This is a genomic window from Billgrantia zhangzhouensis (assembly GCF_021404465.1).
GTDB lineage: Bacteria > Pseudomonadota > Gammaproteobacteria > Pseudomonadales > Halomonadaceae > Halomonas > Halomonas zhangzhouensis.
Genome location: NZ_JABFTT010000011.1, coordinates 75,865 through 90,119 on the forward strand (window position 1 = coordinate 75,865; position 14,255 = coordinate 90,119).

Below are 14,255 nucleotides of genomic sequence, written 5' to 3' on the forward strand. Positions count from 1 at the left end.
TGGCGGGGCCTGCTACGTTTAAGGGCAGTACTCGAGTCGTTGCGCAGCGATTCGCTCGCGCAGGTGTTTGCTCTCAGGCGCCGATGATGCCGCCGTCCTCGCGCGTTATCACCAGGGTGGCGGAGCGCGGAATGGCGTTGCCACCGTCCGGCCAGTGGCTGACCGATTCGCCTGCAGCGAACGCCTCGGCGCTGGTGGTGGCGCCGGGGTGCTGCACGTTGACGAACAGGGTGCGCTGGTCCGGGGTGGCGATCACGCCAGTGATCTCCTGGCCGATGGGGCCGGTGAGGAAGCGCCGGATCTCGCCGGTTTCGGGGTTGGCGACGAGCATCTGGTTGTTGCCGAACACCTCATGGATGCCGGTGTTCATCACCGATTCGCTGATGTCGGTCTGGATCCACACGCGACGATCCGGGTCGATCCACAGTCCATCGGGGCTGGCGAAGATCGCCTCCTGACCCAGTGGTTCGCCGGCCTGGTCGCGACCGCTCTCCTGATCGCCCGCAAGCAGGAAGATATCCCACTGGAAGCTCTCGGCGGCATGAGTGCCGTCCTCCTGCCAGCGAATGATGTGACCGAAGTGGTTCTCGGCCCTAGGGTTGGCGGCGTCGACCTGCTCCTCGCTGCGGCGAGTGTTGTTGGTCAAGGTGAAGTAGACCTGGCCGGTGGCCGGGTCGACGGCGCCCCACTCGGGGCGATCCATCTTCGTGGCGCCGACGAAGTCTGCCGCGCTGCGGGTATTGACCAGGATGTCGGCCAGGTCGGCGAAGCCATTCTCCGGCGTCAGGCCATTTTGGCCAGGTACCAGGGCCAGCCACTCGCCGCTGCCGTCGTCATTGAACTTGGCCACGTAGAGGGTGCCTTCGTCGAGCAGCGAGCCGTCGGCGCTGGCTGCCTGGAAAGGACGTGCCGAGACGAACTTGTAGATGTACTCGAAGCGGGCATCGTCGCCTGAGTAAGCCACCACCGGCTGGTCCTCGACGGCCGGGGCGAAAATCACGCCCTCGTGGGCGAAGCGCCCCAGGTGGGTGCGCTTGACCGGGGTGCTGTCGGGGTCGAAGGGGTCGATTTCCACCATGTAGCCGAAGGCGTGGGGCTCGTTGCGGTAGTCGTCGCGGGCCGAGGCGCCGCGGGAGGTGGCGTCGAAGCGCACGAACTCGTCGGCGCCGCCTGCGGCGCGGTGCCATTGGTAGCGGCCTTCGGCACGGGTGGCGATGCCGTAACGGGTCTGGCGACGATCGATGTCGGCATCTTCGTTGGCGAAGTAGCCGGCCCAGTTCTCCTCGGCGGCCAGGTAGGTATTCCAGGGTGTGACGCCGTGGGCACAGTTGTTCAAGGTGCCGCGGGTCATGGTGCCGTCAGGGCTGTATTTCGTCACCACGTGTTCGGTGCCCGCCACCGGTCCGGCCAACTGCATCGGCGTGAGCCCGGTAACGCGGCGGTTGAGACGGTCTTGCATCACTTGCCACTGGTCCTCGTCGCCCTGGCGTACCCGCACCACCGAGACGCCGTGGGCGTTGAGCTCCTTGCGTACTTGGTCGGCGTCGCGGCTGCCGTCCTCATGCTGCGGGAAGCCGTTGCGGTCCAGGGGCATTCCAGCGGCTGCAGCATGCAGGAAGCGTGGTTCGACGTACTCGTGGTTGAGTACCAGCAGGCCGTCGCGGGAGCTGCCGTCGATGGCGAAGTAGTGCATACCGTCGTGGTGGCTGCCGATCTGGTGAGCCTGGTCCTCGCCGCTGGCATCGATAGAGAAGGCCGGCATGCTGCCGTTGATCGGCGTGCCCCAGGGAATGAAGGCCTGTACCCGGTAGCCTTCCGGCACCACCACGCTGTCGCCGGTACCGATGGGAATGGCCTTGAAGCCGATGCTTGGCGACGGGACGCCGGCGGCCAGGGCGCGACCGAACGGCAGACTGGTGGCCATGGCCCCGGCAATGGCTGCTGCCAGGCTGCCTCGCAGCAGCGTGCGGCGGCTCATGCGCGCCGCCAGGATGTCGCCGAAGTAGGCATTGCCGGAGGCGTTGCTCGTCGGCTCGTCGCCGGCGGCCAGTATGGGATCGACGTGACCGGGGAGATGAGGCTGGGTCATGGCTTGTTTCTCCTGGAGGCATGCTGCGGCGCTTGCCGAAGGCTAGTGGGTCTTCGCTCGAAGAGAGTGGCGACTGGGCGTTACAGCGGTATGACCGGTTGGTGGAGCTTCGATGACGCGGTGGCGTATCACCTGATATGAATCAAGCATGTTCAGATAAAGGCCTTCAGATCTTGAAGTCTGACGCTATTAGGCGACACTGATATCAGTTCTGCCTCGGGGAGAATTCATGCGACGACTGCCAGGACTGGGCGACATTGCCCTGATCGTGGCATTGCTGTTGCCGCTGCTGTTGGGGCTGTGGCATGCCTTGCCGCTGGCGGGAGAGACCTGGCCTTGGTGGCTGCTCGGCATTGCTGGGCTGGGGGCCATTGCCTGGCCCTAGGCTGGTCCGTCAGGGCGGGAGCCGCCGCCTGTGCTGGCAGCAGCTTGCGTTGAGGGGGATAGCTCGCTAATGATGGCAGTATCAAGTAAATATAGTTCGGTCTAACAATTACACTTTCGGACCCTTGCATGCCTCTCCCGCTTCAGGATGAGCACCGCGAACTCGATGGCGCGCCGCTAACGGACATCTCCCATCGGCGCCAGCTGGCCCACGAGCAGGTGCACCTGCTATATGAGCGTTTGTGGCAGCCGGTCCTGGCGAGCGTGCTGGCGGCCTCGCTACTGGTGGCCGCCATGTGGTCGATCATGCCACCCAGCATCCTTCTGGGCTGGTTCGCTGCGCTGGCAGTGGTGTCGGGCGCGCGCCTGTGGCTGGCTTGGTTCTATCACCGTCAGCCTACCAGGCAACGCCAGAGACAGCGCTGGCTCCGGCGTTTCGCCTGGGGAGCGGTCATGGCCGGCCTGCTCTGGGGGGTGGCCGGCGCCTCGATGTTCACCATGGAGCACCACGGTCAGCTCGCGGCATTGGCGATCGTGCTGACCGGTATTGCCGCTGGCGGAGTGACCACGCTCTCCTCTGTCGTGTGGATGGCCCCGCTGTTCGTTCTGCCCACCATACTGCCGCTATTGGTCCAACTTCTGCTGCAGGGTACCTCCCTCTCTTTGTTGCTGGCTGCCATGGTCATGCTGTTCCTGGGGCTGGTACTGACGATCAACCGGCGGCTGTATCGCACCATTACCGACAATATCTCCCTGCGCCTGATCGTTTCGTCCCGCGAGCGGCAGTTGCGAGTCAGCGAAGCACGCTACCGCGCGATCTTCCGCCATACGCCGCTGGGCGTGATGCACTTCGACCGCGAAGGCCGGGTGGTCGATTGCAACGAAATGTGTCTCGACATCCTCGGCACCTCCCGCAAGCGTCTTCTGAGCATGAATCTGCTGACCCAGTTGAGCGACGAACGTGTGACCGGGGCGATACGTGATGCCCTGGAGAGTGGCACCGGCTACTTCGAGGGTACCTACCGCACCGTGGTCAGCGGCAAGCAGACGCCGCTGCGCGCCTTCTACAGCGCCCTGCGCAACGAGTCGGGCGAAGTAGTGGGCGGTGTCGCGGTCATCGAGGACTTCACCGAGCGCAAGCTGGCGGAAGAGACGATACATCGCCAGGCCTACTACGACCCGCTCACCGACCTGCCCAACCGGCGCCTGCTGATCGAGACGCTGGCCTCGACCATTCGCGACCGCCGCGACGATGGCCGTGTTGGGCTGGTGATGTTTCTCGATCTCGACCGGTTCAAGATCATCAACGACACCTTGGGCCATGCAGTGGGCGACGAGCTGCTGCGCCAGGTGAGCAAGCGCCTGTTGCTGAGCATCGATCAGGACGCCATGGCGGCGCGCCTCAGCGGCGACGAGTTCGTCGTCATGATGCCGGCCTTGAGCTCCGACCGCGAGGCCGAGATCCAGCGTGCCGAACACCGTGCCGAACGGCTGCTCACGACGCTGCGTCGGGCCTACGACCTGGGCGGCCAGCGTATCAGCGTGACGCCGAGCATCGGTTACACCCTGTTCCCGCTAGCCGACGAGGACGTGGGCGACGTGCTGCGCCATGCCGATACCGCCATGTACCAGGCCAAGCTGAAGGGGCGTGCGCAGATCTGTGGCTACGAGCCCTCCATGCAGGCCCAGATGAGCTGGCGCCTAGAGATGGAGCAGGCCCTGCGCCGGGCCCTGGCGGAGGATCAACTGCGCATTGCCTTCCAACCCCAGCTCGACGAACGTGGCCGGGTGGTGGGCGGAGAGGCGTTGATGCGCTGGCAGCATCCCCAGCATGGCTGGGTCTCGCCCGAAGTGTTCATTGCCATCGCCGAGGAGAGCGATCTGATCGTCGAGCTCGAGACCTGGATGCTCGATCGTTGCTGCGAACTGCTGTCACGGCTGCCGGCCGAGACCTTGCCGCGGCTGTCGGTCAATATCAGTGTGCGTCACTTCACCCAGCCGGGCTTCGTCGAAGGGCTCACCTGGGTTACCGGCACCCATGGCATCGAGCCGTCGCGACTGATCGTGGAATTCACCGAGAGCATCATGATCGACGGGCTGCAAGACGCTGCCGAGCGTATGCAGGCCCTCAAGCGGCTGGGCGTGCAGTTGGCCCTGGACGACTTCGGCACCGGCTTCTCGTCGCTGGCGTATCTCAAGTCCCTACCATTGGATGAACTCAAGATCGACCGTAGCTTCGTCAGCAACCTCGATACCGATGGCAGCGATGCCGCCATTGCCGAAACGATTCTGGCCATGGCCCAGCATCTTGGCATCGACGTGGTTGCGGAAGGCGTAGAGAACCGCGCCCAACACGAATTCCTGTTGGCACGAGGCTGCCGGCTGTTTCAAGGTTATTATTTTCACCGGCCCATGCCGGCCGAGGCATTCGAGGCGCTGCTGGCCGGCAGGGCAGTGGAGGCCGACCAACCGCGCGACTGATGCTCAGCCGAGCCCGCCGCTGGCCCATAGCCACAGGGCGATCAGGGCGAAGTGGCCGGGATACCACGCCAGCCACAGCCGGCGGGGCATGGCGGCCGGCACCACGGGTGTCAGGCGATGGGCGCCGGCGGCCAGCCACAGCACCGCCAGGCAGGTGGCAACGGTGAACGACTTGGCCATGTCGGAGCTGTTCATCAGCCCCGCCACGATCAGCAGCGGAGCGGCCATGGACACGGCGCCGAGACGCTCGGCAAGCGTCTCGCCCGCATCGTGCAGGTGATGCATGGCAAGCATGAACAAGGGCACCAGCAGCAGCCCGCGATGACCGTATTCGACCCACTCGCCGAGCAGGTACCAGACGGTCAGCGTGGCGGCCAGCGCAGCCCCCAGCCAGGCGCTGCCCAGGCTGCCGCTGCGATGCCGGGCGAGCAACTCGCGCAACCAGGCCCCCCAGGCTAGACCCAGCGCCAGGGTAAAGCAGACATTGAGAATGAAGGCATCGGAAGCCCGCGGCATCAGCATGTAGGGGAGCTGTGCGGCAATGCCAATGATCAGGATGCGCCGGGCATAGCGCAGCGGATTGCGCGTATTGAACAGGCCGTGCCAGGCGACCATGGCGGCGAACAGGGGGAAAGCGATGCGGCCCAGCGATGAGCCGGCCCAGCCGAGTTCCCAGCCGCTGGGCGCCACGTAGCGGGTCAGGTGATCGATGGTCATGGTGGCGAGCGCCAGCCATTGGCCCCAGCCGGTCCAGGTGGAAACGGGGCGCGCGGGCAGTGGCCGAGCGGCGGCCTGTGCGGTCATCGGGACCTCCCTGTAGTTGATGACGACAACGTTTGTGACCGGTGCGCTGCAAAGGGAGTTCCAGCGCCCGGCATGGTAGAACGAGGATACGCGCATGCGCAGCGGCTTCGGTTTCGACCTTCGCAGCATGGAAATTTTCGTCGAAACCCTCGAGCAGGGCAGCCAGAGCGCGGCGGCCAGACGGCTGGGGCTGAAACAGTCTTCGGTGTCGCAGAGCCTGGCGAACCTGGAGGGGAGCATGGGCGTGACGCTGTTCAAGCGCCATTCCCGGCCGTTGGAGCCGACCAGCGCGGGACGCTTCTTCTACGACCGCGCCCGACGCCTGCTCGACGATGCGCGCAGTACCCGGCGCGAGTTGGTCAGTGGCGGCTTCGGCCAGCTCCATCAGGTGCGCCTGGCGCTGGTCGACTCGCTGGCCACGGCGGTGGGGCAGCCGCTGATCGAACTGATCCGGCGCTACACCCGCGACTATACCCTGACCACGGGGCTGTCGCACATGCACGGCCACTCCCTGCTGACCCGGCACGTGGATATCATCATTTCCGATGATCGGCTCGAGAGCTACGACGGCCTGGAGCGCCATGCCCTGCTGCGCGAGCCCTTCGTACTGGTGGTGCCGCTCTCCTGGAACGGTCCGTTGGACAACCTGCGCTGGTTGGCGCGACATCTGGATTTCGTGCGCTATACGCCGCAGTCGCTGATCGGCCAGGCCATCGAGCGCCACCTGCGCCTCAACCAGCTCGAACTACCGGCCCGGCTGCATCTCGACAATACCTTTGCCGTGCTGCGCCTGGTCAGCGCCGGTGCGGGCTGGACCATCACCACGCCGCTGTGCCTCTATCAGGCTGGCCTCGATACGCTCCAGGTCACGGTGGCGCCCCTGCCGCTGGCGCCGCTGGTGCGGGAACTGACGCTGGTGGCCCGGCGCGATGAGCTGGGAGAATTGCCTGCACTGCTGGCCCGCGATGGCCGCCGGCTGCTGGAGCAACGTTTCCGTACCCAACTGGAGCAAGAGTTGCCCTGGCTCTCTGCCGAGGTCGTGACCCAAGGGTGATCGTTCCCCTGTCCCCTTCCTGAGTGCTGCCGTGCCCCGATGAGGGGCGCGTTGGAGCGCGTGCGCCCTATCGCGAGGCACTATCGATTTCATCGATAACTCAGGCGTCGCTATAACCGATGCTCGTTGCGCATCGCACGATTTCGTCCAAAGACTTGAGCGAAACCCAAGGCAACCCTCAAGGTCGGCCGAACGATGCCAAGAATAATAACGCTCTACGTTCGCTGGGTGGATGCATTCAACCGGGTGGTGGGACGCATCGTCATGTTCATGATCTTCGTCATGATCGGCGTGCTGCTCTATGCCTCGGTGTCGCGTACCGCCTTCAACGCTCCCCTGATCTGGAGCATCGAGGTCTCGCAGTTCATGTTGGCCGCCTACTACCTGCTGGGCGGTGCCTACGCCATGCAGATGGGCGCCCATGTGCGCATGGACCTGTTCTACTCGCGCTGGTCCGACCGCACCCGCGCCTGGGTCGATGCCCTTACCATCCTGCTGCTGATCGTCTTCCTCGGTGCGCTGCTGACCGGCGGTATCTCCAGCACCGAGTACGCGCTGCGCTACGGCGAGAAGAGCTACACCTCCTGGGCGCCGCGGCTAGCACCGATCAAGATCGTCATGACCTTCGGCGTGTTCCTCATGCTGCTGCAGAGCGTGTCGACCCTGTTCAAGGACATCGCCCGGGCGCGCGGCGTCTCCCTGGACCGGGCGAATGCCTCCGTAGAACGGGGGACGGGCGAATGAGCTACGAGATGATCGCCCTGCTGATGTTCTCGGCCATGATGCTGCTGCTGCTCACCGGGCAGCGGGTATTCGGTGTGATCGGCTTCGTCGGCGCCGCCTCGGCGCTGCTGCTGTGGGGCCAGGGTGGGGTGGAGATGCCGTTCAGCGCCGCCATCCAACTGATGAACTGGTATCCGCTGCTGACCTTGCCGCTGTTCATCTACATGGGCTACATGCTCTCCGAGTCGGGCATCGCCAGCGAACTCTACGAGATGTTCCACGTCTGGATGGGCTCGCTCAGGGGCGGCCTGGCGGTGGGCACCATCGGCCTGATGGTGGTGGTCTCGGCGATGAACGGGCTGAGCGTGGCAGGCATGGCCATCGGCGCCACCATCGCGCTGCCGGAGCTGCTGCGTCGCGGCTACGACAAGGTGATGGTCACCGGGGTGATCCAGGCCGGGAGTTCACTGGGGATCCTGGTGCCACCCAGCGTGGTGCTGGTGCTCTATGGCATGATCGCGCGCCAGCCGGTCAGCCAGTTGTGGCTGGCGGGGGCCATCCCGGGGCTGATACTGGCCGGGTTGTTCGTGCTCTATATCGTCATTCGCTGTCGCCTCCAGCCGCATCTGGGGCCGGCGCTGCCCGCCGAGGAGCGCCAGATGAGCCTGGCCGAGAAGCTCAAGCTGCTGCGCGCCGGTCTGTTGCCGCTGATGATCTTCTTCTTCATGACCGGACTGTTCCTGATGGGCGTGACCAGCCTGGTGGAGAGTTCGGCGGTCGGCGCCGTGGCCGCGACCTTGGCCGCGCTGATCAAGCGTCGCCTGACCTGGAAGGTGATCGAGAGCACCGTTCACAAGACGCTGGGCATCAGCTGCATGTTCATGTGGATCATCCTCGCCGCCCTCTGTTTCGGCGCGGTGTTCGACGGCCTGGGCGCGGTGCGTGCCATTGAGAACGTGTTCCTCGACCGCATCGGCATGAGCCCATGGCAAATACTCGTGATGATGCAACTCTCCTACGTCCTGCTCGGCATGTTCCTCGACGACACCGCCATGCTGGTGATCGTGGCACCCCTCTACGTGCCGCTGGTGATCAGTCTCGGCTTCGACCCGATCTGGTACGGCGTGCTCTACACCATCACCGTGCAGATCGCCTACATGACCCCGCCGTTCGGCTACAACCTGTTCCTGATGCGCGCCATGGCGCCGCCGGAGGTGTCGCTGGGCGACATCTACCGCAGCGTCTGGCCCTTCGTCGGCATCATGCTGATCGGGTTGGCGCTGATCACGATTTTCCCACAGCTGGCGCTGTGGCTGCCGCAGCTCTATCGCGGCTACTGACCCCAGGAGGTGAACCCGGCAAGACGAAAGAGCACCGCATTTCTTCCCACAACAAGCAAAACAGCAGGAGAAGAGAAATGACCAATCGTCGCGACTTTCTCAGGAAGGCGGGCCTGGCCACCGCCGCCACCGTGGGGGCCACGACCCTCGCGGCGCCCTACGTGCATGCCCAGCGCCGGCCAATCCGCTGGCGCCTGCAGACCTACGCCGGGCCGGCGCTGGCCGCCCACGTGATCAAGCCCTCCATCGATGCCTTCAACAAGGCCGCCAACGGCGAGATGGAGATCGAGCTCTACTACGCCGACCAACTAGTGCCCACCGGCGAGCTGTTCCGCGCCATGCAGCGCGGCACCATCGACGCCGTGCAAAGCGACGACGACTCGATCAACGCACCCGTGGATGTCTCGGTGTTCGGCGGCTACTTTCCGTTCGCCTCGCGCTACAGCCTCGACGTGCCGGCGCTGTTCCACCACTACGGGCTCAAGGAGGTCTGGGAGGAGGCCTACGGCGAGATCGACGGCGTCACCTGGCTCGGCTCGGGCGCCTGGGACCCCTGCAACTTCGTCACCCGCGACCCGATCAGAAGCCTCGACGACCTGCAGGGCAAGCGCGTGTTCACCTTCCCCACCGCGGGCCGCTTCCTCAGCCGCTTCGGCGTGGTGCCGGTGACGCTGCCGTGGGAGGACATCGAGGTCGCCATGCAGACCCGCGAACTCGACGGCATCGCCTGGGCTGGTATCACCGAGGCCTATACCGTGGGCTGGGCCGACGTCAGCAACTACTACCTGACCAACAACATCTCCGGCGCCTGGGCTGGCTCCTACTTCGCCAATACCGAGCGCTGGAACGAAGTGCCCGAGCACCTGCAGGTGCTGTTCAAGCTATGCATGGACAGCTCCCACTACTATCGCCAGCACTGGTACTGGTGGGGCGAGGCCCACTACCGCACCACTGGTGGCAAGCTGGAGCTGACCTCGATTCCCGAATCGGAGTGGCAGCGGCTGGAGGACGAGGCGCTGGCCTTCTGGGACGAGATCGCTCAGGAGAGCGAGCGTAGCGCGCGAGTGGTGCAGATCCTCAAGGACTATCGCCAGACCATGCAGCAGGCAGGACCACCCTACCGCTATGGTTGAGGAGAAGGGCGGGAGTGCTGGGCCCTGCTCGGAACTCCCGCCGGCTTGCATCGAACGGTTTTGACGAACGATTTCGAAGAACAATGACAACGAAGGGTGGACGAGGAAGCAGCGATGAGCCGACTCCAGGCAAGAGACGTAAGAAACGCCGACGATGCCCGGCGGATCGTCGAGCAGCGTGGTCTGAGCCACGTCAAGGTCGGCATGTTCGACATCGACGGCGTGATGGTCGGCAAGTACATGCGCCGCGACAAGTTCTTCCACGCGCTGAGCGAAGGCTTCGCCTTCTGCGACGTGGTGCTGGGCTGGGACAGCAAGGATGAGCTCTACGACAACGTGACGTACACCGGCTGGCACACCGGCTACCCGGACGCCGCCCTGCGGGTGATTTCCGAGAGCTGCCGCGAGCTGCCCTGCGAGGGCGACATGCTGTTGTTCCTGGCCGAGTTCACCGGCCCGGCCAGGGAGATCTGCCCGCGCGGGCTGCTGCGCCGCGTGCTGACCAAGGCCGAGAGCATGGGCTTTTCCGCCTGCGGGGCGCTGGAGTACGAGTTCTTCCTGTTCCAGGAAACGCCCGAGTCGGTACGCGAGAAGGGCTTTCGCAACCTCAAGCCGCTCACCCCCGACATGATGGGCTACTCGATGCTCAGAAGCTCGGTGCACGGTGAGCTCTACCACGAGCTGTTGGGCATGGCCGAGGCGATGGATTTTCCCATCGAGGGGCTGCACACCGAGACCGGCCCCGGCGTGCTGGAGGCGGCGATCCGCGTCGACGAGGCGCTGGCCGCCGGCGACAAGGGCGCGCTGTTCAAGACCTTCACCAAGGTGTGGGCGCAGCGCCGCGGGCTGATGGCCACCTTCATGGCCAAGTGGTCGCCGGATTACCCCGGCCAGAGCGGCCACATTCATCTTTCTCTCAATCGGCTAGAGGGAGGGGAATCGGCCTTCTACGATGCCGACAAGCCCCACGGAATGAGCGACATCCAGCGCCACTTCGTCGCCGGCCAGCAGAAGCTGATGCCGGAGCTCCTGGCCATGTTCGCTCCCACGGTAAACAGCTATACCCGCCTGATTCCCGGCTTCTGGGCGCCCACCGATGCCACCTGGGGGATGGAGAACCGCACCACCGCGCTACGGGTGATTCCCGGTAGCGCCAAGTCGCAGCGGGTCGAGTTCCGCCTGGGCAGCGCTGACGCCAACCCCTACCTGTCGCTGGCCGCGGCGATAGGCTCGGGCCTGTACGGTATCGAACACCAGCTCGAGCCCGACGAAATGGTGACCGGCAACGCCTACGAGCTGGCCCACCCCGAGCACCAGGCGCTGGCGCGCACGCTGTGGGAGGCCGCCCAGCGGTTGAAAGCCTCCGACGCGGCACGCAGCCTGTTCGGCGATGCCTTCGTCGAGCACTTCGCGGCCACCCGGGAATGGGAGGAGCGACAGTTCCGCAGGCATATCACCGATTGGGAGCTCGATCGCTATTTCGAGATTATTTGATCCGCACTGGCTGCGCGATCCGCAGGCTGTGTTGGAGCGAAAACTCGCGATGCTCATTGACTACAGTCAACTCCGCTCGCTCCTTTTCGCTCCGCCTTGCCTGCGAACCGCTCGCTCAGCGCTCACCTTGTACTTGAGGCAATGAATTAGCAGGAGAACGCCAAGTGGCCATACAGAAGACGATTTCTCCGGTCGACGGCTCCGTCTACGTCGAGCGGGAGCTGGCCGACCCGGCTCGGGTCGAGGCGGCGCTGGAAAGGGCGGTGACGGCGCAGCGCAAGTGGCGCGAGACGAGCCTCGCCGAGCGCGCGCGGCTGTGTTCGAGGATGGTCGATGCCTTCGTCGCCCGGCGCGACGAGCTGGCGCTGGAGCTGACCTGGCAGATGGGCCGGCCAATTGCCGTGGCCAGCGGCGAGATCGGCGGCTTCGAGGATCGGGCGCGGACCATGATCGCCATGGCCGAGGAGGCCCTGGCGCCGATCCGCCTGGCCGACAAGCCGGGCTTCACCCGCTACATCACCCGCGAGCCGCTGGGGGTGTCGTTCATTGTCGCGCCCTGGAACTTCCCCTTAATGACCGCGGTAAACGCCGTGGTGCCGGCGATCATGGCCGGCAACGCGGTGCTCCTCAAGCACTCCGCCCAGGCCCCGCTATGCGCCGAGCGCTTCCAGCTGGCCTTCGACGAGGCTGGCCTGCCGCAGGGCGTGTTCCAGCACCTGCACCTTTCCCATGAGGCCGCAGAAAGCGTGATTCGCGACCCCCGCATCGCCCATGTCTCCTTCACCGGCTCGGTGGCGGGCGGGGAGATGGTCGAGCGCAATGCCGCCGGGCGCTTCATCGCCACCGGCCTGGAGCTGGGCGGCAAGGACCCGGCCTACATCCGCGCCGACGTGAACCTGGACGAGGCGGTGCCCGGGGTGATGGACGGCGCCTTCTTCAACTCGGGGCAGAGCTGCTGCGGCATCGAGCGCATCTACGTGCACGCCTCGATCTTCGACGACTTCGTCGAGCGCGCGGTGGCCTGGGTTCGCCAGCTCAAGCTCGGTAATCCCACCGACCCCGCGACCACCCTGGGGCCGCTGGTGCGCCCGGCGGCGGCGGATTTCGTGCGCGGCCAGATCGAGGAGGCAGTGGCCGCCGGCGCCCAGGCATGGATCGATCCCGGCGAGTATCCGCTCTCGCGGCCGGGCAGCGCCTACCTGGCGCCGCAGGTGCTGACTGCGGTCGATCATTCGATGCGGGTGATGCACGAGGAGAGCTTCGGCCCGGTGGTCGGCATCATGCCGGTGGCGGATGACGACGAGGCCGTGCGGCTGATGAACGACAGCGACTTCGGACTCACCGCCGCCGTGTTCACCCGCGATATCGCCGCGGGCGAAGCCATCGCCCGGCGACTGGAAGCCGGCACCGTGTTCACCAACCGCTGCGACTACCTCGACCCGGAGCTGGCCTGGACCGGCGTCAAGCAGTCGGGGCGCGGCTGTTCGCTGTCGCGCGTCGGCTACGAGACGCTGACCCGGCCCAAATCGTTCCACCTCAAACACGCCTGAGCCGGCCCAGGAGAACGCCATGAGCCACGACATCAATCACTACACCATGGGCTGGAACTACCCCTCGAACATCCTTTCCGGGGCGGGGCGAATTCGCGACCTGCCCGACGCCTGCAAGGCGCTGGGCATGGGCGCGCCGTTGCTGGTCACCGATCCCGGCCTGGCGGCGCTGCCGATGGTGCAGGCCTGCGTGCAGGCGTGCCAGGATGCCGGCCTGCGCATCGCCGTGTTCAGCCAGGTCAAGGGCAACCCCACCGGACGCAACGTGCTGGATGGCATCGCTGCCTTCCGCAGCGGCAGTCACGACGGCGTAATCGCTTTCGGCGGCGGCTCGGGGCTGGATGCCGCCAAGGCTGTGGCGCTGATGGCCAACCAGCGCGAGGGGCTGTCGCTGTGGTCGCTGGAGGATGTCGGCGATAACTGGAAGAATGCCGACGCCCGGGCCATCGCCCCCATCGTCGCCGTGCCCACCACCGCCGGTACCGGCTCCGAGGTGGGGCGCGCCTCGGTGATCACCGACGAGGCGGAGCACGTCAAGCGCATCATCTTCCACCCCGGCATGGTGCCGGCCACGGTGATCCTCGACCCTGAACTCACCGTGGGGCTGCCGCCGGCGGTTACCGCCGCCACCGGCATGGATGCGCTGTCGCACTGCATGGAGGCGTGGTGCTCGCCGCTCTTCCATCCCATGGCCGAGGGCATCGCGGTGGAGGGTATGCGCCGCATCGACCTCTACCTGCAGCGCGCCTATAGCGACGGCAATGACCTAGAGGCGCGCATGAACATGCTGGTGGCATCGAGCATGGGGGCGACCGCCTTCCAGCGTGGCCTGGGTGCCATGCATGCTTTGGCGCATCCGCTAGGGGCTCTCTACGACGCTCACCATGGAACCTTGAACGCGGTGCTGATGCCCTACGTGCTGCGTGCCAACGAGCGTGCCATCGGCGAACCGATGGTGCGCCTGGGACGCTATCTCAACCTGGACCAGCCGGGTACGGCGGCGGTGATCGAATGGGTACTCGGCCTGCGCGAGCGGCTCGGCATTCCGCACAGCCTGGCCGAACTCGGTATCGATACGCGCCAGGCCGACAAGGTCGGGCGCATGGCGGTGGCGGATCCGTCGTCGGGCACCAACCCGGTCGCTTTCGACGCCGATGAGTACCGCGGTATCTTCGTGGCTGCCGTGGAAGGTCGGATCTGATC

The 14,255-nt window shown here is 65.6% G+C and carries 11 protein-coding genes; 9 read left to right on the plus strand and 2 right to left on the minus strand.

Annotated features, from left to right (window positions below):
* Positions 1-73: 73 nt before the first annotated feature.
* Positions 74-2,089: a PhoX family protein gene (locus tag HOP51_RS14760; protein ID WP_234274670.1), complete on the minus strand. Its 2,016-nt coding sequence runs from the start codon at positions 2,087-2,089 to the stop codon at positions 74-76.
* Positions 2,090-2,318: 229 nt separating this feature from the next.
* On the opposite strand from HOP51_RS14760, the gene HOP51_RS14765 reads away from it, so the two are divergent.
* Together HOP51_RS14765 and HOP51_RS14770 are read left to right on the plus strand one after the other, a co-directional pair.
* Positions 2,319-2,474, plus strand: coding sequence for a hypothetical protein (locus HOP51_RS14765; RefSeq protein WP_234274671.1), 156 nt, complete (start codon positions 2,319-2,321; stop codon positions 2,472-2,474).
* Positions 2,475-2,602: 128 nt separating this feature from the next.
* Positions 2,603-4,954: a putative bifunctional diguanylate cyclase/phosphodiesterase gene (locus tag HOP51_RS14770; protein WP_234274672.1), complete on the plus strand. Its 2,352-nt coding sequence runs from the start codon at positions 2,603-2,605 to the stop codon at positions 4,952-4,954.
* A gap of 3 nt (positions 4,955-4,957) precedes the next feature.
* On the opposite strand, the gene HOP51_RS14775 is transcribed toward HOP51_RS14770, so the two are convergent.
* Positions 4,958-5,758 (minus strand): TraX family protein, encoded by an 801-nt coding sequence (locus HOP51_RS14775; RefSeq protein WP_234274673.1) that lies wholly within the window; start codon positions 5,756-5,758, stop codon positions 4,958-4,960.
* A 94-nt stretch (positions 5,759-5,852) separates the two neighbouring features.
* On the opposite strand from HOP51_RS14775, the gene HOP51_RS14780 reads away from it, so the two are divergent.
* From HOP51_RS14780 to HOP51_RS14810, 7 genes are all read left to right on the plus strand, one after another.
* Complete coding sequence (locus HOP51_RS14780; RefSeq protein WP_234274674.1) at positions 5,853-6,812, plus strand: LysR family transcriptional regulator; 960 nt, start codon at positions 5,853-5,855, stop codon at positions 6,810-6,812.
* Positions 6,813-7,007: 195 nt separating this feature from the next.
* Positions 7,008-7,556: a TRAP transporter small permease subunit gene (locus HOP51_RS14785; RefSeq protein WP_234274675.1), complete on the plus strand. Its 549-nt coding sequence runs from the start codon at positions 7,008-7,010 to the stop codon at positions 7,554-7,556.
* Positions 7,553-8,875 carry a TRAP transporter large permease gene (locus HOP51_RS14790; protein WP_234274676.1) on the plus strand — a complete coding sequence of 441 codons (1,323 nt, stop codon included), beginning with the start codon at positions 7,553-7,555 and terminating at the stop codon, positions 8,873-8,875. The genes HOP51_RS14785 and HOP51_RS14790 overlap by 4 nt, the downstream gene beginning before the upstream one ends.
* A gap of 77 nt (positions 8,876-8,952) precedes the next feature.
* On the plus strand, positions 8,953-10,008 hold the full coding sequence (locus HOP51_RS14795; protein ID WP_234274677.1) for a TRAP transporter substrate-binding protein: 1,056 nt from the start codon (positions 8,953-8,955) through the stop codon (positions 10,006-10,008).
* Between the two features lie 114 nt (positions 10,009-10,122).
* Entirely contained in the window at positions 10,123-11,502 is a 1,380-nt protein-coding gene (locus HOP51_RS14800; protein WP_234274678.1) for a glutamine synthetase family protein, read from the plus strand.
* Between the two features lie 164 nt (positions 11,503-11,666).
* Positions 11,667-13,052, plus strand: a complete 1,386-nt coding sequence (locus tag HOP51_RS14805) for an aldehyde dehydrogenase family protein (protein WP_234274679.1) — start codon at positions 11,667-11,669, stop codon at positions 13,050-13,052.
* Between the two features lie 19 nt (positions 13,053-13,071).
* Entirely contained in the window at positions 13,072-14,253 is a 1,182-nt protein-coding gene (locus HOP51_RS14810; RefSeq protein ID WP_234274680.1) for an iron-containing alcohol dehydrogenase, read from the plus strand.
* Positions 14,254-14,255: the final 2 nt, after the last annotated feature.